This window comes from Chenggangzhangella methanolivorans (assembly GCF_019797865.1).
Taxonomy (GTDB): domain Bacteria; phylum Pseudomonadota; class Alphaproteobacteria; order Rhizobiales; family Methylopilaceae; genus Methylopila; species Methylopila methanolivorans.
In genome coordinates, this window is the sequence record NZ_CP081869.1 from 1922341 (window position 1) to 1946434 (window position 24094).

Annotated in this window: 21 protein-coding genes and 1 tRNA gene; 10 read left to right on the plus strand and 12 right to left on the minus strand. The window is 67.1% G+C overall.

The window, feature by feature from the left end; translation table 11 throughout:
• Positions 1 to 268 precede the first annotated feature (268 nt).
• The 3 genes from K6K41_RS10015 to K6K41_RS10025 are packed head-to-tail and all read right to left on the minus strand — an operon-like array spanning position 269 to position 5306.
• Positions 269 to 3400 carry an efflux RND transporter permease subunit gene (locus K6K41_RS10015; protein ID WP_261404905.1) on the minus strand — a complete coding sequence of 1044 codons (3132 nt, stop codon included), beginning with the start codon at positions 3398 to 3400 and terminating at the stop codon, positions 269 to 271.
• Positions 3400 to 4668: an efflux RND transporter periplasmic adaptor subunit gene (locus K6K41_RS10020; protein WP_261404906.1), complete on the minus strand. Its 1269-nt coding sequence runs from the start codon at positions 4666 to 4668 to the stop codon at positions 3400 to 3402. The genes K6K41_RS10015 and K6K41_RS10020 overlap by 1 nt, the downstream gene beginning before the upstream one ends.
• Positions 4665 to 5306, minus strand: a complete 642-nt coding sequence (locus K6K41_RS10025; RefSeq protein WP_261404907.1) for a TetR/AcrR family transcriptional regulator — start codon at positions 5304 to 5306, stop codon at positions 4665 to 4667. The genes K6K41_RS10020 and K6K41_RS10025 overlap by 4 nt, the downstream gene beginning before the upstream one ends.
• Positions 5307 to 5653: 347 nt before the next feature.
• On the opposite strand from K6K41_RS10025, the gene K6K41_RS10030 reads away from it, so the two are divergent.
• Positions 5654 to 5728 (plus strand) — tRNA-Thr (locus tag K6K41_RS10030).
• Positions 5729 to 5883: 155 nt separating this feature from the next.
• On the opposite strand, the gene K6K41_RS10035 is transcribed toward K6K41_RS10030, so the two are convergent.
• From K6K41_RS10035 to K6K41_RS10050, 4 genes are all read right to left on the minus strand, one after another.
• On the minus strand, positions 5884 to 6120 hold the full coding sequence (locus tag K6K41_RS10035) for a hypothetical protein (protein ID WP_261404908.1): 237 nt from the start codon (positions 6118 to 6120) through the stop codon (positions 5884 to 5886).
• A 282-nt stretch (positions 6121 to 6402) separates the two neighbouring features.
• A complete protein-coding gene (locus K6K41_RS10040) occupies positions 6403 to 7947 on the minus strand; it encodes a TerC family protein (RefSeq protein WP_261404909.1) in 1545 nt (514 codons plus the stop codon).
• A 53-nt stretch (positions 7948 to 8000) separates the two neighbouring features.
• Positions 8001 to 8663: an exopolysaccharide biosynthesis protein gene (locus K6K41_RS10045; RefSeq protein ID WP_261404910.1), complete on the minus strand. Its 663-nt coding sequence runs from the start codon at positions 8661 to 8663 to the stop codon at positions 8001 to 8003.
• 95 nt (positions 8664 to 8758) lie between these two features.
• The gene (locus K6K41_RS10050) at positions 8759 to 9466 is read right to left on the minus strand and encodes a DUF2076 domain-containing protein (protein WP_261404911.1); all 708 of its coding nucleotides are present in this window, start codon (positions 9464 to 9466) and stop codon (positions 8759 to 8761) included.
• Between the two features lie 525 nt (positions 9467 to 9991).
• Between K6K41_RS10050 and K6K41_RS10055 the strand changes: the two genes are divergently transcribed.
• Together K6K41_RS10055 and K6K41_RS10060 are read left to right on the plus strand one after the other, a co-directional pair.
• Positions 9992 to 10324, plus strand: a complete 333-nt coding sequence (locus K6K41_RS10055) for a hypothetical protein (protein WP_261404912.1) — start codon at positions 9992 to 9994, stop codon at positions 10322 to 10324.
• 208 nt (positions 10325 to 10532) lie between these two features.
• On the plus strand, positions 10533 to 11471 hold the full coding sequence (locus K6K41_RS10060; RefSeq protein WP_261404913.1) for an IS1595 family transposase: 939 nt from the start codon (positions 10533 to 10535) through the stop codon (positions 11469 to 11471).
• Here K6K41_RS10060 and K6K41_RS10065 read toward each other — a convergent pair.
• From K6K41_RS10065 to K6K41_RS10080, 4 genes are all read right to left on the minus strand, one after another.
• Positions 11425 to 12318, minus strand: a complete 894-nt coding sequence (locus tag K6K41_RS10065) for a DUF3800 domain-containing protein (RefSeq protein WP_261404914.1) — start codon at positions 12316 to 12318, stop codon at positions 11425 to 11427. The two genes, K6K41_RS10060 and K6K41_RS10065, sit on opposite strands and share 47 nt — an antisense overlap.
• 219 nt (positions 12319 to 12537) lie before the next feature.
• Positions 12538 to 12744 carry a hypothetical protein gene (locus K6K41_RS10070; RefSeq protein WP_261404915.1) on the minus strand — a complete coding sequence of 69 codons (207 nt, stop codon included), beginning with the start codon at positions 12742 to 12744 and terminating at the stop codon, positions 12538 to 12540.
• A 549-nt stretch (positions 12745 to 13293) separates the two neighbouring features.
• Positions 13294 to 13623: a LysR substrate-binding domain-containing protein gene (locus tag K6K41_RS10075; protein WP_261404916.1), complete on the minus strand. Its 330-nt coding sequence runs from the start codon at positions 13621 to 13623 to the stop codon at positions 13294 to 13296.
• The gene (locus K6K41_RS10080; RefSeq protein WP_261404917.1) at positions 13623 to 13826 is read right to left on the minus strand and encodes a type 2 periplasmic-binding domain-containing protein; all 204 of its coding nucleotides are present in this window, start codon (positions 13824 to 13826) and stop codon (positions 13623 to 13625) included. The genes K6K41_RS10075 and K6K41_RS10080 overlap by 1 nt, the downstream gene beginning before the upstream one ends.
• A gap of 808 nt (positions 13827 to 14634) precedes the next feature.
• Between K6K41_RS10080 and K6K41_RS10085 the strand changes: the two genes are divergently transcribed.
• From K6K41_RS10085 to K6K41_RS10095, 3 genes are all read left to right on the plus strand, one after another.
• Complete coding sequence (locus K6K41_RS10085) at positions 14635 to 15009, plus strand: TadE/TadG family type IV pilus assembly protein (protein WP_261404918.1); 375 nt, start codon at positions 14635 to 14637, stop codon at positions 15007 to 15009.
• A gap of 159 nt (positions 15010 to 15168) precedes the next feature.
• Positions 15169 to 16830, plus strand: coding sequence for a pilus assembly protein TadG-related protein (locus tag K6K41_RS10090; RefSeq protein ID WP_261404919.1), 1662 nt, complete (start codon positions 15169 to 15171; stop codon positions 16828 to 16830).
• Between the two features lie 141 nt (positions 16831 to 16971).
• Positions 16972 to 18147: an L-talarate/galactarate dehydratase gene (locus K6K41_RS10095; RefSeq protein WP_261404920.1), complete on the plus strand. Its 1176-nt coding sequence runs from the start codon at positions 16972 to 16974 to the stop codon at positions 18145 to 18147.
• A 106-nt stretch (positions 18148 to 18253) separates the two neighbouring features.
• Here K6K41_RS10095 and K6K41_RS10100 read toward each other — a convergent pair whose 3' ends face one another.
• Positions 18254 to 19135 (minus strand): LysR family transcriptional regulator, encoded by an 882-nt coding sequence (locus K6K41_RS10100; RefSeq protein WP_261404921.1) that lies wholly within the window; start codon positions 19133 to 19135, stop codon positions 18254 to 18256.
• Positions 19136 to 19276: 141 nt separating this feature from the next.
• Between K6K41_RS10100 and K6K41_RS10105 the strand changes: the two genes are divergently transcribed.
• The 4 genes from K6K41_RS10105 (at position 19277) to K6K41_RS10120 (ending at position 23876) form a co-directional block, all read left to right on the plus strand.
• A complete protein-coding gene (locus K6K41_RS10105) occupies positions 19277 to 20251 on the plus strand; it encodes a Bug family tripartite tricarboxylate transporter substrate binding protein (protein WP_261404922.1) in 975 nt (324 codons plus the stop codon).
• Positions 20252 to 20565: 314 nt separating this feature from the next.
• A complete protein-coding gene (locus K6K41_RS10110; protein ID WP_261405697.1) occupies positions 20566 to 21855 on the plus strand; it encodes an enolase C-terminal domain-like protein in 1290 nt (429 codons plus the stop codon).
• A gap of 203 nt (positions 21856 to 22058) precedes the next feature.
• Entirely contained in the window at positions 22059 to 22826 is a 768-nt protein-coding gene (locus K6K41_RS10115; protein WP_261404923.1) for an HpcH/HpaI aldolase family protein, read from the plus strand.
• 171 nt (positions 22827 to 22997) lie between these two features.
• Entirely contained in the window at positions 22998 to 23876 is an 879-nt protein-coding gene (locus K6K41_RS10120) for a 2-hydroxy-3-oxopropionate reductase (protein WP_261404924.1), read from the plus strand.
• The last annotated feature ends 218 nt before the right edge of the window (positions 23877 to 24094 follow it).

The window sequence follows — 24094 nt, forward strand, 5'->3', positions numbered from 1 at the left end:
CCGATGCGGATGATCGGCCAATGCCCTCGGTTCTGGATCCCGGCTCTTCGGCCGGGATGACGGCGGAGGGTCGGGCGCTTCAGGACGAGCGGGCCGAGACGACTGACAGTACGCACGGGACACGCAAACCGTCATCCCGGGCTTGACCCGGGATCCAGAACCGACGCTGTCGCAAAATTTGGAAAGGCCCTCGGTTCTGGATCCCGGCTCTTCGGCCGGGATGACGGGATGTGGGTCCGGCCGCATCCCGGAGGACGGGCCGTCCCTCTTACTCCGCCGCCCTCAGCCTCTGCGGCGGAGCCGGCAGCGGGAGCGGCGGCTCCTCGGGCTCGTCGGTCTCGCCGACGAAGCGTCCGAACATCCAGCTGAAGATCTTCCGCACGTCGTCGAGGATCGTGTAGGCGGCCGGCACGAAGACGAGGCTCAGCACCGTCGAGGCGATCAGGCCGCCGATCACCGCGATCGCCATCGGCGCGCGGAACGATCCGCCCTCGCCGAGCGCGAGCGCGGAGGGCACCATGCCGGCGGTCATGGCGACCGTCGTCATCACGATCGGCTGAGCGCGCTTGCGGCCGGCCTCGATCAGCGCGGTCGTGCGCTCGACGCCGCGCGCCACCTCCTCGATGGCGAAATCGACGAGCAGGATCGCGTTCTTGGTCACGATGCCCATCAGCATCAGGAAGCCGATGACCACCGGCATCGAGACGCTTTCATTGGCGAACCACAGCGCCACCAGCGCGCCGCCGATCGACAGCGGCAGCGAGAGCAGGATCGTCACCGGCTGCGCGACGTCGGCGAACAGCAGCACCAGCACGGCGAAGACCAGCAGCACGCCGGCCGCCATGGCGATGGCGAAGCCCTGGAACACCTCGCGCATGATCTCGACGTCGCCGAACTCCTTCAGCGTCACGCCCGCCGGCAGGTTCTTGGCCTCCGGCAGCGCCTTCACGGCGTCGAGCGCCTCGCCGAGCGGCACGCCGGGCGCAAGGTCGCCCTCGATCGCGACGCGGCGGTCGCGGTCGTAGCGGTCGAGCGCGGTCGGGCCCTGCCCGAAGCGCACGTCCGCCACGGCGGTCAGCGGCACGCTCTCGCCCGCCCCGCGGCGCACCCGCAGGTTCTCGAAGGTGGCGAGGTCGGCGCGCGCCGTCTGGTCGAGCTGCACGCGGATGTCGACCTGCCGGTCGCCGGCCGAGAACTTGGCGAGGTTCTGGGTCACGTCGCCGATGGTGGCGATGCGCACCGTCTCGGCGATGTCGAACACCGACACGCCGAGCTCTGCCGCCTCGTCGAGCTTCGGCTCGATGCGGATCTCGGGCCGGTCGATCGCCGCGGTCGAGATCACGTTGAGGAGGCCCGGCACCTTCTGGCGCACCGCCTGTTCGATCGCGACCGCGGCCTTCTCCACCGCCTCGCCGTCCTGGCCGGAGACGATCATCGCGAATTCGCGCTGGCCGCCCTCGTTGCCGAAATTGGTGCGCAGGTCCGGGATGCTCGCCAGCTGGCGCCGCATCTCGGCCTCGAACTGCTTCTGGGTGAGGTTTCGCTCGCGCTTGGGCTTGAGGTTCACGATGACGACGCCCTTGCGCACCTCGCCCGTGGTCGACTGGCCGCCGTTCATGTCCGAGCCCGCGGTGGCGTAGACAGACAGGACCTCGGGCCGGCTCTTGAGCATCGCCGTGATGCGGTTCGCGACGCCGTCCGACTGCTCGAGCCTGGCGCCGGGCGGAAGCTCGAACTTCAGAATCGAACGCGAGGTGTCGTTCTCGGGCAGGAAGCCGGACGGCAGATAGCCCGCCATCACGATCGAGCCGGCGAAGATCGCGAAGCCCGCGAGGACGGTGACGAAGCGCCAGCGCACGCACCAGCGCAGCATCGCGGTGTAGCCGCGCATCACCCAGCCGTCACGCTCCTCATGCGCGCCGTGGTCGCGCAGGAAATAGGCGGCCAGCAAAGGCGTGATGAGGCGCGCCACCAACAGCGAGAACGCCACCGCCACCGCCACCGTGATGCCGAACTGCTTGAAATACTGACCCGCGATGCCGCCCATGAAGGACACCGGCATGAACACCGCGACGATGGTGGCGGTGGTGGCCACCACCGCGAGCCCGATCTCGTCCGCAGCCTCGATCGCCGCGCGATAGGGCGACTTCCCCATCCGCATGTGGCGAACGATGTTTTCGATCTCGACGATGGCGTCGTCGACCAGAATGCCGGTCACGAGCGTGATGGCGAGCAGGCTGACCGCGTTCAGCGAGAAGCCGAGCGCGCTCATGACCCAGAAGGTCGGCAGGATCGAGAGCGGAATGGCGAGCGCCGTGATCAGCGTCGCGCGCCAGTCCCGCAGAAACAGGAACACGACCACGACCGCGAGCGCCGCGCCCTCGAGCAGCGTGTGCATGGCCGAGCGGTAGTCGCCCTCGGTGTAGCGGACCGTGGTGTCGATGCGCGAGATCTGGACGTCGGGGCGGGCCTGCTGGAGTTCGGCGAGCTTCTCCTCGACCGCCGCCGCGACGACGACGTCGGAAAATCCCTTGGCGCGATAGACCCCGAAGGCGACGATCGGCTTGCCGTCGAGCCGGGCGGAGATGCGCGGCTCGGCCGAACCGTCGCGCACCGAGCCGAGCTCGGAGAGCGGCGCCTGGCGCCCGCCCGGCAGCACAATGCGGGTTTGGGCGAGCTTCTCGACGCTGAGCGCGCCCGCAAGCGTGCGGACCGACTGCTCCTGCGTGCCGACCTCGCCTCGCCCGCCCGCGAGATCGACGTTGGTGGCGCGGAGCTGCGCGTTGACCTCCGCGGCCGTGATCCCGAGCGCCTGCAGGCGCGCCGGATCGAGCGAGACGCGCACCTCGCGGTCGACGCCGCCCTCGCGCTTCACCTGCGCGACGCCGCGCACCGACTGCAGCTGGCGGATCACCCGGTCGTCGATGAACCAGGAGAGCTCCTCGGGCGTCATCGCGGGCGCAGACGCCGCATAGGTCGAGATCGGCATTCCCTCGATGTCGATGCGCTGGATCAGCGGCTCCTCGATCGACTGCGGCAGCTCGGTGCGGATCTTGGTGACGGCGTCGCGCACGTCGTTGACCGCTCGGTCGACCGAGGTCTCGAGCTGGAACTCGATCACCGTGACCGAGACTCCGTCATTGACCGTCGAGGTGATGTGCTTGACGCCCGAGAGCCCCGCCACCGAGGTCTCGACGCGCTTGGTCACCTGAAGCTCGAGTTCGCTCGGCGCCGCGCCGTCCTGCATGATCGTGACGGAGACGAGCGGCAGGTCGATGTTGGGCATGCGGGTGACGGGCAGCGTCATGAACGACGCCGCGCCGATCGCGACCAGCACCACGAACAGCACGAGCGAGGGGATGGGCTTTCGGATCGCCCAGGCGGAGACGTTGAGCGCCATCAGCCGGCCCCCTGCCCCGTGGACGCGACGGGCTTGCCGGCCTCCACCGGCGTGATGCGGTCGCCGTCGCGCAGGAACCCGCCGGCGCGCTCGACCACCCGCTCGCCCTCGGAGAGGCCCTCGAGGATCTCGACGCCGGTCGTGTCGGAGAGGCCGAGCTTCACGAAGCGGTCGCGCACCACGCCGTCCTTGACGACCTGCAGCCGGACGCCCTCGGCGCCGAACAGCAGCGCCGACTGCGGCGCCACCACGCCGACGCGCCGCGCCGTCTCGATGCGGCCGCGCGCGAAGAGGCCGGGGCGCAGCCCCTTGTCGGCCGGAAGCGAGACCCGGACCTTGCCGAGCCGGCTCGCGCGGTCGACCGTCGGCTCGACGAGGCGAACGACGCCATCGACCGGCTCGGGGATCCCCGCCACCTCGACCCGCGCCTTCTGGCCGGGCTCGACCGAGTGCAGACGGGTTTCGGTGGCCTCGGCCTCGAGCTCGATCGCGCCGTCGCGCACCAGCTTGAACAGCGGCGCGTTGGCCATGCCGACCATCTGGCCGACCTGCGCGGCGCGGCTCGCCACCACGCCCGCGGCCGGCGCCTTCACCTCGGTGCGCGCGAGCCGCAGCGCGATCTCGCGCCCCTGCGCCTCGGCGAGCGCCTTGTCGGAAGCCGCGGCGCGGAGGTTCTGCTTCTGCGCCTCGACGCGCGCCGCCGCGATCCGGCTCGCGGCCTGGCGGGAGACCAGGAGCTCCTCGGTGGCGTTGCCGGTCTTCTTCAGCGTCTCGGCGCGCCTGAGCGCCGCGTCCGCCTCCACCACCGCCGCCTCGGCCTCCGCGATCGCCGCCTCGCCCTGCGCCATCGCGGCCTCGGCGCGGGCGACGTTGGAGCGGTTCTGGAGCGCCTGAGTCTCCAGCATGTCGCGGTCGAGCCGGGCGAGCACCTGGCCCTGGGTCACGCGATCGCCGACCTCGACCAGCCATTCCTCGAGCCTCACCCCGTCGATCTGCGGACCGACCAGGATCTCGTCGCGCGCCACCAGCGTGCCGGTGGTGACGAGCGTTTGGGCGATCTCGCGCCGCTCGGCGGTCGCGACCGTGATCGAAGGCGGCTTCGGGGGCTCGGCCGTCACCGCGGCCTCGGCGCTGCCCGTCTTGAGGTCGCCGACCAGAGCGCCGAGCTCGTTCTGGAACGCGTAAGCCGCGCCGCCGAGCGCCGCGACGGCGACCACCGCGAGCGGCCAGCGACGCTTGCGGGCCTTGAGCTTCAGAGGCTCGCTCATCGCGCGGCCTCCGCGGCCGGAGCAGGCTCGGGCGCAAGGAAGCGCCGCACCGAGCGCTCATACATCGGCATCAGCCCTTCGAGCTCGGCCGCGGGCTCCAGCAGCAGACGCGTCAGCACGCCGTCGGTCAGCGCCATGAGGAAACGCGTCGCCTCGCGGGCGTCGAGCGTCGGATCGATCTGGCCCATCGCCATGCCGCGCTGGACGGCGCGCGCGACGATGTCGCCCACCTCCTCGTCGCAACGCATGACGATGCCCCGCACCGCCTCGTTGCGCGCGGCCTCGGCCGAGAGTTCGAGGAACATCGGCAGGCTCTCGGGCCTGAGATTGCCCACGAGGAACGCGCGCGCAGAGGCGATCAGCGCGTCCACGACGTTCTCGGCGTGGAGCAGCGGCTCAAGCTGGGCGGGAATGTCGGCGCGGTCGCGTTCGACGATCGCCTCGATGATGGCTTCCTTGGAGGGAAAGTATCGGTAGAGCGCCCCCGGGCTCATGCCGGCTTCGGCGCAGACCGCCTGCATGCCGGTGGCGTGGAAGCCTCCGCGGGCGAAGCACCGGATCGCCGCGTCGAGGATGCGGCGGCGCTGCTCCTCGGCGCGGTTCGCGCGCGGATCGCGGATCGGCGACAGCTCGTTCATGGCGGCTCCCCGGCGGCCCGCCAAAGAAAGCGAGCGAACGTTCGTTCGCATAATAGCGGCGTGACCGACGCGCGCAACATTTTCCGCGACGCGCGAACGCCGTGCTGGAGCATCGAGGAGCGAAAAGACGAAACGAGAGGTGCGATGGGCGCCCGAGACGCAGCGCTCGGGGGCGGAAGCCCTGCGCGAACGCCTGAAATCAGAACGAAACGGGGGCCTTTCGGCGCAAGCTGTGGACGTCAGGACGCGGGTCCGAAATTCCGCATGTCGCTTGGCTTGCGCCGCCCGGGGGCTTGTGGCAGTTTCCGCGCGCTTTCGGGGCCGCGCTTGCCCGCCCCGCCTGCTTCGCTGTGGTAGCTCAGTGGTAGAGCACTCCCTTGGTAAGGGAGAGGTCGAGAGTTCAATCCTCTCTCACAGCACCAGCCTCACATCAAAAATTTCAGCCGACCGCGTCCTTCCCTCCCGGGAGAGGCCATAAGCCTTCACGTGATGACCGGGCTTCGGTCGCAGCCTTCACGGACGGCGCAACGATCGACGGCGAAACGAACAGGCGGCAGCCGAAGCGCCGCGACGTCGCTTACGAAAAATAGTCGTCGTCGTCGCGGTCGTTGGTCTCGTCCTCGCGCAGAAGTCCGGTCATGTCGCCCACGACCTTCGAGACGAGGCGCTCATGGCTGTCCTTCGTGACGTCGGCCAGAACGGCGCCCATCTTCTTCAGTTCGACTCGAATCGCAGACAGGTCCACCCCGGACGCTCCAGGCAGATTGGCGACCACGCGCTCGAGAAGCTGCACGCGGATGAACAACTCCTGCATGCAGACTGGCACTGCGGCTTCGGTCGAAGGGAGACATGGGCATCGTCGATCTCTCGCTCGGGGAACGGCGCGATTCACTCGTTCCGAGTATAAGGTGGCAGCAAAGCTATCAACGCGAGAGCGCGATTTTTCCAAGAGGCGTAAACAGAGCGACAACCGGCCATTTGCTTGCGCGCCATTCATTGGCGCGCGCTGTTTGCTTCGGCGCGGGCCGCGCAGTTGTCGAACGCGCCCCGATGACGCTTCGCCCGGCGGGACGTCCGCCAAGGCGACCTCGCGCGATCAATCGGCCGGGCCGAGCTCGAGGCGCTCGATGCGCCGCTCGCGCACGCCTCGCACCGTGAAACGGCGGCCGTTCCACTCGAACTGCTCGCCGTCATCCGGAATGTGGCCGAGGACGCTGAGCGCGAAGCCCGCGACGGTCTCATGGTCGCCGGCCTCCCGCATGCCCTCGATCCCGAGCGTCCGCTCGGCGTCGTCGACGCTCATCCGGCCGTCGAGCAGCCAGACGCCGGCCTCGTCGCGGACCGCGTCCGGCTCGGAGTCGGCCGCGCGCTCGGGAAGCTCGCCCGCGATCGCGGTCAGCACGTCGGTCGGCGTCACGACGCCCTGCAGCACGCCGTGCTCGTCGACGACGATCGCCATGTGGACGGTCGAGCTCCGGAAGCGTTCCAGGAGCTTCAGGATCGGCATGGTCTCGATCACGTAGAGCGGCTCGCGCGCGACCGAGGCGACGCGGCCCACCTCGACGCCGATGAGGTCCTTGGCGTGCACGACGCCGACCACGTGCTCGATTTCCCCCCGGCAGGCCGGAAAGCGCGACCGGCCGCTGCTGCGCGCCGCATGGAGGGAGGCCGACAGGTCGTCCTCGACATTGAGCCAGACGACCTCCCGGCGCGGCGTCATGATCGAGCGCACGGAGCGGTCGCCGAGCGTCAGCACGCGCTCGATCATCGAGCTCTCGGCGGGCGAGAACACCGCGCCGCCGCCGGCTTCCGCCAGCGCCGCGACCTCGGCCTGGTCGTCGGCCGTCGGCTCGCCGCGCCCGCCGCGCAGCAGGCGCAGCACCGCGTCGGCGGTGCGGTCGCGCAGATCCGCGGTGGTGACGCGCTTGCGCACGTTTCGCCGCCCGATCTGGTTGAAGGCCTCGATCAGGATCGAGAAGCCGATCGCGGCGTAGAGGTAGCCCTTCGGGATGTGGAAGCCGAGGCCCTCGACCACGAGGCTAAATCCGATCATCAGCAGCAGGCCGAGGCACAGGATCACCACCGTCGGGTGGCGGCCGACGAAGGCCATCAAGGGCTTGGAGGCCAGCATCATCACCGCCATCGCGACGATGACGGCGATCACCATGATCGAGAGTTGCTGCACCATGCCGACCGCGGTGATCACGCTGTCGAGCGAGAACACCGCGTCGAGCACGATGATCTGCAGGATCACCTGCCAGAACACCGCGTCGGCCGCGCCCTTCTTGTGCGTGTGGTCCGAACCCTCGAGCCGCTCATGCAGCTCCATGGTGCCCTTGAACAGAAGGAACAGGCCGCCGACGATCAGGATGATGTCGCGCCACGAGATGTCCGTGCCGAAGACGGTGAACAGCGTCTCGGTCAGCGTCACGATCCAGGAGATCGAGGCGAGCAGGATGAGCCGCATGATCAGCGCGAGCGAGAGGCCGAGCAGGCGGGCCTTGTCGCGCTGGTGCTCGGGCAGCTTGTCGGCCAAGATCGCGATGAAGACGAGGTTGTCGATGCCGAGCACCACCTCGAGCACGATCAGCGTGGCGAGGCCCGCCCAGGCGGCGGGATCGGCGATCCATTCGAACAGCATGTCGCGTCGGCGCGAGCGTCTTCACGCCCTGCGCCTTCCTTTCAGGTCGAGGGTCAGACGAAGACGTTGGCGATGAAGTAGAGCGCGGCGGTGATGATGGCGTAGAGCACGCCCCAGATCACGACGAGCGAGACGATCGTGGTCGCGAGCCCCGCCAGGATCCAGACGCCGTCCTTCTCGACGACGCCGAGCGAGAACAGGCAGATGGCGAGCGCCGGCAGCATGTTGCCGAGCGGGATCGGCAAAAACAGGATCACGGCGAGCAGGAAGCAGACCAGGCCGACGGCGTATTCGGCAGGCGGCGCGACGAGCCGCCCGAGCCGCGGGCGCAGCAAGCTTTCAGCCTTGGCGAGCCAGGGCGCTGCCTTGTTCACCACCGCGGCGAAGTCCGAGCGCGCCATCGAGCGGTCGGCGATCACGGCGGGAAGCCAGGGCTTTAAGCCCAGCGCGAGTTGCGCGGTGAGGAAGATCAAGGGCGCGCCGAGCACCGTGGAGGTGCCGGGCGGCGTCGGCAGAACGTTCGGCAGCGCGAACACGAACATCAGCGCGCCGACCGCGCGGTCCTGCATCACCGCGAGGAGGTCGGCGACCGAGACGCGCTCGCGGCTCGTGTCGTTGGCGATGGCGAAGAGGATCTCGGAGAGCTTCGGCCCCCGCGGCTTGCCGTCATGGCTCAGCGCGGAGGCCGCGATACTGGAAGGGTCAGTCGCGGGCATCGGATCCTGTCATTTCGCCGTCAGCGAAACCGACACCTAGCACGGCGGCCTTTCGTGGGCGCCCGGCGCGGGCGCCGGGCGCGATGACAATGTCGTTATGCGGTCTCGTCGTCGTCGCCGCCGAAGAAGGAGTCGAAGAACCCGCCGCCCTCGTCCGACGCCGGCTGGGCCTCGGCGGTCTGCGCCGGCTGCTCGGCGGCCGCAGTCTGCTCAGGAGCCGCGGCCGGCGCTTCCGCCGCCTTGGCGTCGTCGCCGCCGCCGAACATGGAGCCGATGGCGTTGCCGATCAGAACGCCGCCCGCGACGCCCATCGCGGTCTGGGCCGCGCCGGCGAGGAACCCGCCGCCGCGCGACGGCTGCTGGCTTGCGGCCGCCTGTCCCGCCGCGCCCTGCCAGGGCGATCCGCCCGGCGCGCCCATCGGCGCCCCTCCGGGAGCGCCCATCGGAGCCCCCATCGCAGCGCCTGTCGGCGCACCCATCGGAGCGCCCATCGGCCTTGCGGGCGCGGCCTGCGGACGGGCCGGCTGGGAGCCGCCGCCGAACAGGCTCGACAGGAAGCCGCCGCCGCCGGCGGGCCGTTCGGCCGCCTCGCGCTCGAGATCTTCGATGCGCTGCTGCGCCTGGGTGAGCGCGTAGTCCTGCATCACGATGGTCTGGGCCATGAGATAGGGGGCGTTCGGGCTCGCCGTGACCCGCTCCCTGATCAGGGCCTCGGCCTCGGCGTCCTTCGGCGGACTGCGCCGATCCACCTCGTCGAGACGGCTGAACAGCCCCTCGATGGCCTGGCGGTCCTGGGTTTCCATGTCTTTCGATCTCCGGTTTGAGCGACGACGGCGCAAGTTTCCGTTCCGCCGCGAGAAGGGCGGGAAAAGAGTTTCGTGCTGTCGGTGACGCATGACGAACGCGCGCCGTCTTTTCGGCGCGGGCGATCTGCAATCGAGAGTCAGTCGTGTCTGATCATGCGAGTCGAAATATAGGGGCGGTTCGGCGCTCCCCGCATCACAACGACATCACAATTCTGTAGGCGACGACGCTTTGTAGGACCGCCGCAGGAGAACGGCCGGAAAGCCGCAGATTCTCCCTAGAATTGAATCTTTTCCGCAAAAAATTAAATCACGGGTTGACCGGTATATAGGGACCGTCCGGGACTGCTCAGACGGACGGAGCGCTGCGCGGCGAGGCCGCGCGACGCGCCGACCGACGGGGCCGACGACGACAGCCTGCCGCCTATCGCCCGCTTGCGCCGCGCTCGCCGCGACGCCGGTCGCGCTCGAACTCCCCAAGCCCCCTTCCACGCCGCCGGACGACCGGCCGGCGATCGCCACGCCATGCCTTCAAACAGGATCCCGATGCGCAGTTCAGTCCAGTTCGCCGCCGCCGCGGCGCTCGCAGTCACCGCCGCCGGCGCGCAGGTCGCCCCCGCGCTCGCCGACGATCCGACCGTCTATCTCGAGGCCGCGACCGTCGGCACGGCGGGCGAAACGCTGCGCCTGACGCGCGTTCCCGTCCGCAAGGCGAATGGCGACATCGTCTATAAGGATGTCGACATCCGCTTCCGCACGACGGCGGCCGGCGGGCTCTCGGCGAAGGGCGTCGACATCAAGGTCTCGGACTCGCCGAACCTCCAGAGCGGCGGCTTCGCGGCCGGCCTCTATCGCTGAGGCAATGTCGACTTCTGCGTGTCGGGCGGCTCCGTCCTCGACGGCGGCAGCACCCAATGGACGATCTCTTCAAAAACCGATGGGTTCTCAGCCGGCTGGACCACCAGAAACGTCCGAGGCGACCTCAAAAGCCGGCCGGCGGGGCGATTATGTATCTTGCAAACACGGATCGGACGTGAGATAACACTCGGGCCAAGGAGCTCTAGTGATGTCCGTCCTTTCTCAGCCCCAGTTCCACGACGAAGCCGCCGCCTTCGACTGGCTTGAGAAGACGCTTTGGAACGGCGCTCCGGTTTGCCCGCACTGCGGCGGCATGGATCGCATCTCCAAGATCAAGCCGAACGTGGCCGCCCGCGTCCGCATGGGCCTCCACCGCTGCGGCGACTGCAAGAAGCAGTTCACGGTCAAGGTCGGCACCGTGTTCGAGCACGCCCGCATGCCGCTGCATAAGATGCTGCAGGCCGTGCACCTCATGTGCTCGTCCAAGAAGGGCATAAGCGCCCACCAGCTGCACCGCATCCTTGAGATTCAGTACAAGACCGCGTGGTTCCTCGCTCACCGCATCCGCGAGGCCATGCGCTCTGGCGAGTTGGCTCCGATGGGCGGCGCTGGCGGCTCTGGCATTGTCGAGATCGACGAGACGTTCATCGGCCGTCTGGGAGGTGAGCCCGACCGCAAGGGGCACGGCGTCACCAGCTACAAGAACACGGTGTTCGCTCTCGTGGAGCGCGGCGGCGCCACCCGCATGTTCCACGTCGAGGGCACGACCAAGAACGAGTTGCAGGCGATCATCCGCGCCAACGTCGATCGCGAAGCTCGCATCATGACCGACGAAGGCCGTTGGTACCTTGGCCTCGACAAGGACTTCGCGAGCCACGGCGTCGTGAACCACAGCCGCAAGGAATACGCCCGCGGCGACATCACGACGAACACCGTCGAAGGCTCTTTCTCAATCTTCAAGCGCGGCATGAAGGGCGTCTATCAGCACTGCGCTGAGAAGCACCTGCACCGCTACCTCGCGGAGTTTGAGTTCCGGTACAACGCGCGCACCGCGCTGGGCGTGAACGACCAGCAGCGGACGGCGAAGGCTGCGATCGGCATCAAGGGCAAGCGAACTGATCTATCAGGGGCCTCGTTCGATCAATGAGGCACCGTTCTAAGCTGAAGAACCCGACAATCAAGCGCTTTTCCGAAGGCACCAAAAGCCAGTGACGGTAGGGGTGCCGCCAACGGTTCGCCACATCGTCTCCTACGGCAGTGCTAGTTCCTACATTGAAGTTCGGATAAAGATCTCGGATGCGTGAATTAATATATTTATAAACCTCTTCTTTTGCGACGGTTCTTTTGGCGCGTCGTTTTAGGCCCTCTGGGATCTCTTTATGTTTGTCATTTAGCCGAAACTGCATGGCGCCGAGAATGATATCTAGGCCCTGAAGTATTACATGGGATTTTGAATTTACATTAACGATCTCAGTATCTGGAATATAGACGCGTTGGTTTGCAAACTTCGGAAACATATTGAGGCTGGAGACGTATTGCTTGAAAGAAGAGAATTTTTCGTCGGTGTCTGGTATGTCATCGAGATATAGAGAAACTCGCGTCCAGATCGGCGGACAGCCACAGTACATTAGCCCAAAAGCATGCTTCACAAGCTGATAATATAGAAGCCAATACTGATTTCCAATTTGATGGTCCTCAAGACCAGCCGCTTCGTTAGAGTTTTGAGTGAACATAATTCTTACTTTGATGTCTCCACTAGCAATATGGTCAAAATAACGCTCTAAAAAAGCAATATATTTTCCTTTATATGCTTTTGATATTTTCGTCCATTTCAATTCTGCATTTAAATTGTTTTGTGTTTTTACGTCATTCAAAGAGTTTTCTATGCGCTGTACATTGCTCTGATCCAGCAATGCGCCGCCGTAAAAATGCGAGAAGAAGCGGCCCTTTTCAGCCGATTCATCGCAGTAGATGATGAGTTTACGCTCTGACAATGGAAGTTAGCACTGTGGCGAATCGGAAGGTTGCAGACGACCAGCATACCCAACTCGACAAGTTCCGCGACGCCGCCCGCGAGCTCGGCACGGACGACGATCCAGAGCGGTTTGCGGAGAGGGTGCGTAAGCTGGCGAAGGCTCCGCCTGCTCCGGCTGAGCCGAAGAAGCCCGCCAAGGCGAAATGATCCACGCCTCTGACGCAAGTCGCGTAGGTTGCTAGGCGTCTGCTGCGGCTTTCATTTCGTGCCGCGCCAACACCTGAAGAACCTCGACGGCGACATCCCCAGTCTCGACCTGGGTGACGACGATAAAGGATGATCCCTCAGATCTCAGGCGCTCAACGATCTGAAGCGCCTCAGCGGCGGTCTCGCAGCTGATCTGATGCTCGTCGCTAAGCGGCCCATGGCTCACGATAAAGGTCATGTGGCCTCGTATTCGATAGAGTTGAGGGTCCGACCGCTCCCCAGCGATCGGACCATGCTTCGTTTGTCTGGACGAGGAGGGGCGGAAACACGTCCAGCGCCTTTTCCCGGCGGGGGCCTCCCGAAGCAGGGCGGACCCTACAGGCCTCAATCTGAATTTAGAAAATAAGAAAGTCATCTCTCGTTCATGTGGTTAGCGAGTTTGCAAGCTACATAATCGCCGCTGGCGGCCAAGAACATTGCGTCTGACCGTCGTTCCTTCGGCATCGCAGGCGGCAGCGGCAGCTCACTCCATTCCTACTATTTCACCACGGGATCGCTGATTGCGGCCACGATGTCCGGCGCCGACCTCGTCATCTACAGCTACACCAAGGCGACGACGGACTATGAGACCGTCACCAACGAGGCGACGTTCCAAAAGGCGGCCAACACCTGCCGCTGACCCCATCGACGGGCCGGCCTGCAAGGTCGGCCCGTCCTTCCCCAGATCAGCCGTCGTCCAAAAGCGCCATGAACGGCGCGAGCGCCGGGTTGCGGTTGTCGGGGCGCGTCACCGCGTGCAGCTCCGCGCGGACGTCGCCGAGGTCGAGCGGCGGAACACCACATTGTCGAAACAGGCGTTGCGCGCCTCGCTCGGCACGATGGCGAGGCCGAGACCCGCCGCGACCAGCGACAGGATCGCCTGCGCGTGCGTCAGCTGCTGGACGCGGACGGGCGCGACGCCGGCCGCCGCGAGCGCGCCCTCGACGAGATCATGCAGATGGCGGGCCTCGGGCGCATAGGCGATGAACGGCGCGCCGTCCAGAACGGCCAGCGGCGGGCGTCGGCGCGCCGCGACCGGATGGTCGGCCGGGACCGCGAGCGCGAGCGGCTCACGCATCACGCAACGCGCGACGACGCCTTCTGGACCGCCGCGATCGGCCGCACGAGGCCAAGATCGAGCCGCCCGAAATCGAGCTCGACGAGCTGGTCGGCGGAGTCGAGCTCGCGCCAGGTGACGGCGACCTCGGGAAGCCGCCGCCGGACGCGCGACGAGGCGCGGCAGGTAGCCGTAGGACGTCGCGCCGATGAAACCGACCACAAGCGATCCGCCTGCGCGCCCCGCCGTGCGGGCGGCGGCGGCCGCCGCCTCCGCCTGCCGCAGCAGCGCTTGAGTCTCCGACAGGAAGGCGAGCCGGCGGGCGTGAGCACCACGCTTCGGGTTCGTGCGGGCGAAAAGCTGGACGTCGAGTTCGCGCTCGAGCGCCTGGATCTGGCGGCTGAGCGCGGCTGGGTGAGGTTGAGCCGCCGCGCGGCGCGCCCGAAGCTGAGCTCGTCGGCCACGACGAGGAACGCCGCGCCTGATTCAGATCAAAACATTTTTGCATACCGGATTTGCGCTCAACGCATACCGCGCTGCAAATTGCCACTGAAGTGTGCAGCGCGTCAAAATCCGGGTCGTGCGGGAGCATCGCACCATCGTATTGCGAGCGATCTTTTAACGAGACGTTACTTCGACGCGCACCAAACAGCTCACAACTCCAAGACAACCCGAAGTTTTCGATCGATCGATCGCACACAACCCACCAACATCTATGCCAAATTGTACGATCTGAGTTGCACAACCGTTATAAGTATTTGCCCTTACGTCTCGCTTGATGCGACCGCTTCGCAAGTGCTCGCGCATGTTTCGCCAAGCATGAGATTTTCGGGCGCCGCGCGTAGAGCATCTAGCCCAAATCGCCTGTCAAGGCGGAAAAGGTCCAAAAGCCGCCTGCGGATCGGCTAACTCCCTGTGTTTTGGGCCGGATTTTGCACAAACCATTACGATAAATAGGAACCGTTAACTACCGGGGTCCAAAACGTTTTGCCATCAGGGCGTGTGGCGCTAGCTCAGTCGAAGCGCTTCGAATTGCATCTGCATAACGCGCTCGCGATAAGTAGTTTTACTCAAATACGTTCGATTTACTTTCAGTCGACCGTGGAAATGATCGTCATGGCAAGCACCTTCTTGGCACGCGCGCGTCAAACGCTGCGCCGAGGGACCGACGAAAACGCTTCCGCCGCGATCGAGTTTGCGCTCATCGCCCCGGTATTGCTGTTGTTTCTCGTCGGCGTGCTTTGCTACGGCACCTATTTCAGCGTCGCCAACAGCATTCAGCAGATCGCGGCCGACACCGCCCGCGCCACCGTGGCGGGTCTGTCGGACACCGAGCGCGCCGACCTCGCCAAGCAGCACGCCGACCAGATGGTCGGACCTACGCGCTCATCGACCCGACGCGCCTGAAGATCGACGCCAAGACGTCGTCGGCGTCTCCCGACCTGTTCGAGGTCGTGGTCTCCTACGACGCGAGCAAGCTCGCGATCTGGTCGTTCTCCGGCCTCATCCCGCTGCCGTCCAAGACGGTCGTGCGCTCGTCCGTCATCCTGCGAGGGGGTTACTGAGGTGATCCGGCGGGCGCTCGATCTGCTCTCGCGCTTCCGGCGTCACGAGCGGGGTTCGGTGTCGATCCTGACCGTCGCCTTCGGCGGCTGCTTGATCGCCTCGCTCGCGATCACGATCGACCTCGCGCGCCTCCATCTCGAGCGGCGCGAGAACCAGGGAGCGCTCGATCTCGCGGCGCTCTCGGCGGCCCGCAATCTCGTGCTCGCGGAGGCCTCGGCTCGCAAGGCGCTCTCCGACAACGGCGTCGCGCTCCCGAGCGGCCTCGTGGTGACCCTCGGCAGCTACGTCGCGACCGGCGGCGGCGACCCGACGCGCCGGTTCGTGGCGGGCGGCAAGCCCACCAACGCCGTCCAGCTCAAGATGACGACAGACAACCCGGTCGTGTTCGGGCGCGCGATCTTCGGCTCGTCCCAGAAGCTCACGACGGTCGCGACCGCGGTCAACACGCGGCTCGCGTCGTTCACCATCGGCTCTCGTCTCGCCTCGCTTCAGGGCGGCGTCGCCAACGCGCTCCTGTCCAAGCTGCTCGGCGCCTCAGTGTCGCTTTCGGTCATGGACTACAATTCACTGGCCGACGCGAAGATCGAACTGCCGAAGCTGCTCCAGGCGGTGGCGACCCGCGCCCATCTGACCGCCGTGACCTATGACGACGTCCTCAACGCGCAGGTGGGGGTCGGCGATCTCCTCAACGCGATCGGAGACGTGCTCGGCACCCCGACCTTGAAGTACCTGCTGCAGACGCTCGCGCAGGGCGCGAACGTGAAGAAGATCTCGCTGGCGACGATGATCGACTTCGGTCCGCTCGCCAAGCTTCAGCTTGGCAGTCCCATCGGCCTCAGCGCCTCCGCTTCCGTGCTGCAGACGGTGATGACCGCGCTCGGCGTCGCCAACGGCGGCGCCAACCAGATCGACTTCGACATCGGCGCGCAGATCCCGGGCCTGCTGGCTCTGACGGCCTCGCTGAACATCGGCGAGCGCCCCCAGTCGTCGCCGTGGTTCGGACTGAACACGGAGGGCGCGACGGTTCGTACGGCGCAGACCCGCCTGCGCCTCAACGCCAAAATCGGCGGGGTGCTCGGCCTGGCGTCGATCAATCTGCCGGTCGCCGTCGACGTGGCGGCCTCGCAGGCGACGCTGTCCGCCTCGCAATGCGGCCGCAATCCGAAGACCGACGCCACCGCGACGCTTTCGGTGACGCCCTCGATCGGCCGGATCTGGATCGGTCAGCCGAAGAACCTGAGCCGCTGGAACGACATGACCCAGGCGGCCGACATCGGTCCGGCGACGCTTGTCGACGTGCCGCTGCTGCTGTCCGCCTCCGCGCTGTCCTATGTCGGCGTGGAGACGACGCAGGCGTCAAACGTGACCTTCACCGCGAGCGACATGGCCGCCGGCACGATGAAGACGGTCACGAACACCTCCATTCTGCAATCGGCCCTGACCAGCCTCACCAAGAATCTGTCCATCACGGTCAATCTCCTCGGCTTCACGCTCGGGACGCCGAAATTCGTCACCGACACGCTCGCCGCGGCCGTTTCGCCGATCGGCGCGCTGCTTGACCCGGTGCTCAACACGCTGCTGTCGACGCTCGGCGTCGGCCTCGGCCAGGCGGACGTCTCGGTGCGCGGCGTGCGGTGCGATGGCTCGGCGCTGGTGGGCTGACGCGTGCGCGAACAATTGATGCCCTGAGCGCATCAAAATTATGAAAACATAGCCTTGGACGCGCACGAATGTCCGGGCGTATCTCTACCCCCGCGAGAAGCCTGCGCCTTGGGAGCGCCGGCCCGTGAGGAGAAACGCCCGATGACCGCCGCCGACAGCTCCGCCGTCGCGACCCACGCCGCCGCGCCCGGCGGCGACCGCATCGCCTTCGCCAAGCTTTCGCTCTGCTTCCTTCCGCTCAAGACCCCGATCTCCGACGCCAAGGTGCTGACCGGGCGCCAGAAGCCGCTGACCGAAGTCGCGATCCTGTTCTGCGAGATCGAGACCCGGGACGGGCATCGCGGAATGGGCTTCTCCTACTCCAAGCGCGCCGGCGGACCCGGCATGTTCGCCCACGCCCGCGAGATCGCCGACCGCCTGATCGGCGAGGATCCGAACGACATCGAAAAGATCTGGACCAAGCTGGTCTGGGCCGGGGCCTCGGTCGGCCGTTCGGGGCTGGCGACGCAAGCCATCGCCGCGATCGACATCTGCCTCTGGGATCTGAAGGCCAAGCGCGCCGGCCTGCCGCTGTCGAAGCTCATCGGCTCCCACCGGGATTCGGTGCGCTGCTACAACACCTCGGGCGGCTTCCTTTCGACCCCGCTTCCCGAGGTGCTCGAGAACTGCGCGGCGTCGCGCGAAAAGGGCATCGGCGGCATCAAGATCAAGGTCGGCCAGCCGGATTGGTCGAAGGATTTCGAGCGCGTGAAGGCGGTGCGCAAGCTGCTCGACGGCGGGTTTCCGCTCGCGGTCGACGCCAACCAGCAGTGGGACCGCCCGACCGCGATGCGGGTCGGCCGGGCGCTCGAGGACTTCGACCTGTTCTGGATCGAGGAGCCGCTCGACGCCTATGACGCCAAGGGCCACGCGATGCTGGCCGCCGACCTCGCCACCCCGATCGCGACCGGCGAGATGCTGACGAGCGTCGCCGAGCATTACGAGCTCATCCGCAACGACAGCGTCGACTTCATCCAGCCGGACGCCGGCCGCGTCGGCGGGATCACGCAGTTCCTGAAGATCATGAACATGGCGGACCACGCCGGGCTGATGATGGCCCCGCATTTCGCCATGGAGATCCACCTCCATCTCTGCGCCTGCTATCCGCGCGAGCCGTGGGTGGAGCACTTCGACTGGCTGGAGCCGCTGTTCGAGGAAAGCCTCGAGATCCGCGACGGCCGCATGGTGGTGCCGGACCGTCCGGGCCTCGGCGCGACCATCAGCGAGCAGGCGCGCGCATGGGTGGTGGACAGCCACGAAGTCGGCAAGCGGGCATGAGCCGACGTCCCTGACGCCGCCTCATGCGCTGGAGGGCGTCATGCCGGTCGAAGAGCCGCCGTCCCGGCTCTTCGGCCGGGACGACGGATGCGCCAAGCCGTTCCCCTCACCCCTCGCCCAAGATGATCTCGAGCGCGCGCGCGGCCGCCGGGTTCTCGTTGTCGCTGCGCCAGACGGCGCCGAGGTCCGCGGTTTCGCCGGCCCGGGCGAGTTCGCGATAGGCGACGCCTTCAAAGTGCAGCTGGCGCGCCGCCTCCGGGACGAGCGCCACCCCGAGCCCGATCCGAACCAGCGCCAGCACCGAATGGATCTGGCTGACATGCTGGGCGATGGTCGGCTGCGCGCCCGCCGCCGAGAACAGCCGCAGCGTCAGGTCATGGAAATAGCGCGCCTCGAACGGCGAGTAGCTGATCAGCGGGTCGCCGCCGAGCTCGACGAGGTCGATCCGGTCGCGGTCCGCCAAGCGGTGGTCCGGCGGCAGCGCGACGATCATCGGCTCACGCAGCACGATGCGGAATTCGAGGCCCGCATGGCGCACCGGCGGGCGCACGAGGCCGATGTCGATGCGCCCGTTGGCCAGCGCGTCGAGCTGGGCGGAAGTCACCGCCTCGCGCAGCGCGACGTCGACGCCGGGAAGCCGCGCCCTCAGCCGCTGAAACACGTCCGGCAGGAAGCCGTAGCCCGAGGCCGCCGTGAAGCCGATCGTCACCGCGCCGACGTCGCCGCCCGACACGCGCCGGATCGACATCGCCGCGCCTTCGGCGAGTTGCAGCAGTCGCCGCGCCTCCGGAAGGAAGGTGCGCCCCGAGGGCGTGAGCGCGACGCGGCGGTGAGACCGCTCGAAGAGCTTGGCCTCCAACAGATGCTCGAGCAGCTGAATCTGCCGGCTGAGCGGGGGCTGCGTCATGTTCAGCCGGCGCGCCGCGCGGCCGAAATGCAGCTCCTCGGCGACGGCGACGAAACAGCGAAGATGGGCGAATTCGAACATCGATACCTAACGAGCATCGATCGATGCATTTTCTAGCTTAGACCGGAATAGAGGCTGCGACTAGCCTCCGGGACGTCGGGACGATGCGGCGACAAGACCGCTAGGCCGACGAGGAAACGCGCCCCGGGAGGAGTGTCTCAGATGCGCATGCTCAAGGTTTTGGCGGTCGCGGCCTGCGCGCTCGCCCTCGTCGCGCCGCCGCCCGCGCTGGCGACTGACTACCCGACCCGCAACATCACGATGATCGTGCCGTTCCCGCCCGGCGGCGCCTCGGACACTGCGGCGCGCGTCGTCAGCCAGCAACTCGAGAAGCAGCTCGGCAAGAACATCATCATCGAGAACAAGCCGGGCGCGACCGGCAACACCGGCGCGCGTCTCGCCGCGAGCGCCGCGCCGGACGGCTACACGCTGCTTTGCGCGGCGCTGTCGGTCTGGTCGATCAACGCGGCGCTGTTCAAGAACCTGCCTTACGACCCCGCCAAGGATTTCGACCACCTGACGATCGCAGTGCGCACGCCGAACGTGCTGGTCGTGCGCAAGGACTTTCCGGCCAAGGACTACAAGGAGTTCGTCGAGTATCTGAAGGCCCATCCGGGCGAAGTGACGTTCGCGAGCTCCGGCAGCGGCTCGTCGGATCATCTGACCGCAGAACTCTGGTGGCAGAAGACCGACACCAAGGCGAACCACATTCCCTACAAGGGCGGCGGACCGGCCATCGCCGACCTCATCGGCGGCCACGCCGACGCTTCTTTCGCGAATCTCGGCAACATCTATCCGCAGGTCCATCTGGGCAAGGTGCGGGCGCTCGCCATCACCTCGGAGAAGCGTGACCCGCTGCTGCCCGAAGTGCCGACGCTCGCGGAACTCGGCCTTCAGGGCGCCGAGGTCTATTCCTGGCAGGCGCTCGGCGGGCCGAAGGGCATGCCCGAGGACGTTCGGACAAAGCTCGCGACCGAGATGGTCAAGGCGCTGAAGGAGCCGTCCGTGAAGGAGGCCTTCGCCAAGACCGGCTTCGAGATCGTGGCCAACACGCCAGAGGAGTTCCGGGCCTTCCAGGCCGGCGAGATCGCCCGCTGGAAGGAGGTCGTGGCCAAGGGGAACATCCCGTCGCCGTGACCCCTGCCCTTCGCGGCAAGCCGCGACGTGTCCGCTCCCTCCCCCTTGCGGGGAGGGTAAGGGTGGGGGTGGTTCAGGACTGGACTCAGGCGCCGCGCGCAGAGCAGCGGCTCTCTCCTCGCCCTTCCGGAACCACCCCCACCCCCCTGACCCCTCCCCGCAAGGGGGAGGGGAGAAGAGCGCCTCCTTCGCGAACGGCGCGAGACCCACAAGATCTCTTTGCCCGGAGCCCTCCCGTGACCACCCTCGCCGAAGACGTCGAGAGCCAGGCTTCCGCCCGCGCCTCGACGCCGGTCGTCACCGACCTCAAGGTCGTGCCCGTCGCCGGCCATGACTCGATGCTGATGAACCTGAGCGGCGCCCATGGCCCGTTCTTCACCCGCAACCTCGTGGTCCTCACCGACAGCGCCGGCCATACCGGCCTCGGCGAGGTGCCGGGCGGGGAAAAGATCCGCCAGACGCTGGAGGACGCCCGCGAGCTCATCGTCGGCCGCCCGATCGGCGCCTGGAACGCGGCGCTCACCGACATGCGCGCCGCCTTCGCCGACCGCGACTCCGGCGGCCGCGGGCTCCAGACCTTCGATCTCCGCATCACCATTCATGCGGTGACCGCGGTCGAGAGCGCCTTCCTCGACCTGCTCGGCCAGCATCTCGGCGTCCCGGTCGCGGCGCTGCTCGGCGAAGGCGTGCAGCGTCCTGCCGTCGAGATGCTCGGCTACCTGTTCTATGTCGGCCCGCGGACGAGGACGGACCTGCCCTATCGCGCGCCGACCGCCAAGGACGGCTGGCTGCGCCTGCGCGACGAGGAGGCGCTCAGTCCCGAGACCGTCACGCGCCTCGCCGAGGCCGCGCATGAGCGATACGGCTTCAACGACTTCAAGCTGAAGGGCGGGGCCCTGCCGGGCGAGGAGGAGATCGCGGCCGTGACCGCGATCAAGAAGCGCTTTCCGGACGCCCGCGTGACGCTCGACCCCAACGGCGCCTGGTCGCTCGAAGAGGCGATCCGGCTCTGCAAGGGCCAGGGCCATGTGCTCGCCTACGCCGAAGATCCGTGCGGCGCCGAACAGGGCTTTTCGGGGCGAGAGATCATGGCGGAGTTCCGCCGCGCCACGGGCCTTCCCACCGCCACCAACATGGTGGCGACCGACTGGCGGCAGATGCGCCACGCGATCCAGCTCGGCTCGGTCGACATCCCGCTCGCCGATCCGCACTTCTGGACGCTCGCAGGGGCGGTTCGTGTCGCGCAGCTCACCCGCGACCACGACCTCACCTGGGGCTCGCACTCCAACAACCACTTCGACGTCTCGCTCGCCATGTTCACTCATGCGGCCGCCGCCGCGCCCGGCAAGGTGACGGCGATCGACACCCACTGGATCTGGCAGGACGGCGAGCGGCTCACCAAGGAGCCGCTGCAGATCAAGGGCGGGCTCGTCGCGCTCCCCGAGCGGCCGGGCCTCGGGATCGAGATCGACTGGCTGGAGGTCGAGAAGGCGCACGAGCTCTACAAGCGCCACGGCCTCGGCGCCCGCGACGACGCGGCCGCCATGCAGTTCCTCATCCCCGGCTGGACCTTCGACAACAAGCGCCCCGCGATGGTGCGGTGATGGCGGCGGATCGGACAGTGCGTGCTTCGAGACGGCCCTTCGGGCCTCCTCAGCATGAGGACCGTCAGGGGTCGGCTTTCCTCCCCCTCCCTCATGCTGAGGAGCGGCCGGAAGGCCGCATCTCGAAGCACGCAGTTCGTCGCCGCGCGCGCCGTTGACCGACAGTCGCCAGAACCCTTCAGACACAGAGGCGAGCAACCGCCATGGACATGCCCAAAAACACCTTCAAGGCCGCGATCTCGTCGGGCCGCCAGCAGATCGGCCTGTGGTCGAGCCTCGCGAGCAACATCTCGACAGAGGTCATCGCGGGCTCGGGCTTCGACTGGATCTTGCTCGACATGGAGCACTCGCCGAACGACCTCGGCGACGTCTATGTCCAGCTCCAGTCCATGATGGAGACCGCCACGCAGGCGGTGATCCGCATGCCGAGCGACGATCCGATCGCCATCAAGCGCATTCTGGACGCCGGCGCGCAGTCGCTGATGATCCCGAACGTCGAGACCGCCGAGCAGGCGGCGAAGGTCGTCGCCGCGACCCGCTACGCGCCGAAGGGCGTGCGCGGCTTCAGCCAGGCGCCGCGCGCCGCCCGATTCGGGCGCGTTCCGAATTACCACGCGAACTGCGAGGCCGAGATCTGCGTGATCGTGCAGATCGAGAGCCAGACCGCGCTCGACAACATCGAGGAGATCGCGGCCGTCGAGGGCGTCGACGCGCTGTTCGTCGGGCCGGGCGACCTGTCGACCAGCCTCGGCTATCTCGGCCGCCAGGGCCACGCAGACGTCGTCGAGGCGATCGAGAAGATCATCCCGCGCATCACCGCGACGGGCCGGGCCTGCGGGATCCTGACGGGCGACGAGACGCTCGCGCGCCGCTATATGGCCGCCGGCACGATCTTCACCGCGGTCGGCTCCGACATGACCCTGCTCGCGCGCACTACCGAAGCGCTCGCGGCGCGGTTCAAGCAGGGGTGACAAGGCCCCCGCCGTCATGCCCGGCGAAGCCGGGTATCCACGACTTTCCGTAGATGGCAAGCGCTACGACCAAGTCGTGGATACCCGCGCGAAGGCGCGGGCATGACGGCTGGGAACGCACTCCCTTTCCACCGCTTTCCTACACACTTTCCCACAGACCGGAGACCCCACATGAACGTCGGATTCGTCGGCCTCGGCATCATGGGCAAGCCGATGGCGGGCCACCTCATCGCAGGCGGCCACACGCTCTTCTTGAAAACTCGCCGGGAAGTCCCGACCGAGCTGATCTCAGCCGGCGGAACCGCCTGCGCGAGCGCCAAAGAGGTCGCGGAAAAATCCGACGTCATCATCACCATGGTGCCGGACACGCCTGACGTCGAAGCCGTGCTGTTCGGCGAAGGCGGCGTCGCCGAGGGGCTTTCGGCCGGCAAGATCGTCGTCGACATGAGCTCGATCTCGCCGATCGCAACCAAGGCCTTCGCGGAGAGGATCGCGGAAAAGGGCGGTTCTTACCTCGACGCGCCGGTCTCCGGCGGCGAGGTCGGCGCGAAGAACGCCTCGCTCACCATCATGGTCGGCGGCGAGGAGGCGGCCTTCGACGCCGTGAAGCCGCTGTTCGAGCTGATGGGCAAGAACGTGACGCTGGTCGGCCCGACGGGCGCGGGCCAGTCCACCAAGGTCGCGAACCAGATCATCGTCGCGCTCACCATCGGCGCGGTGGCCGAAGGGCTGCTGTTCGCCTCCAAGGCCGGCGCGGACCCCGCCAAGGTGCGGCAGGCGCTGACCGGCGGGCTCGCCACCTCGCGCATCCTCGAGCTTCACGGCGAGCGGATGATCAAGCGCACCTTCGATCCGGGCTTCCGCATCGAGCTGCACCAGAAGGATCTCAACCTCGCGCTCGAAGGCGCGAAGTCGCTCGGGATCGCGCTGCCTTCGACCGCGGTCGCCCAGCAGCTGTTCTCGGTGTGCGTCGCCAATGGCGGCAAGGCCTGGGATCATTCCGGCCTCGCCCGCGCGTTGGAGATCATGTCGAACCACGAGATCGCGTGAAGACGGTCGGAAGCCGCGCCTGTTCTCCCCTCCCCCTTGCGGGGAGGGGTCGGGGGTGGGGGTGGTTCAGGATTGAGCGGCATGCGCGACGTCGCTCTATGCCGATGTATCGAGCTTCATTCTGAACCACCCCCACCCTCACCCTCCCCGCAAGGGGGAGGGACGGGGACAGAGACGTCGTGCGCGTCCCGCGAAAGCTCGCAATCGGCGGCGCCGTG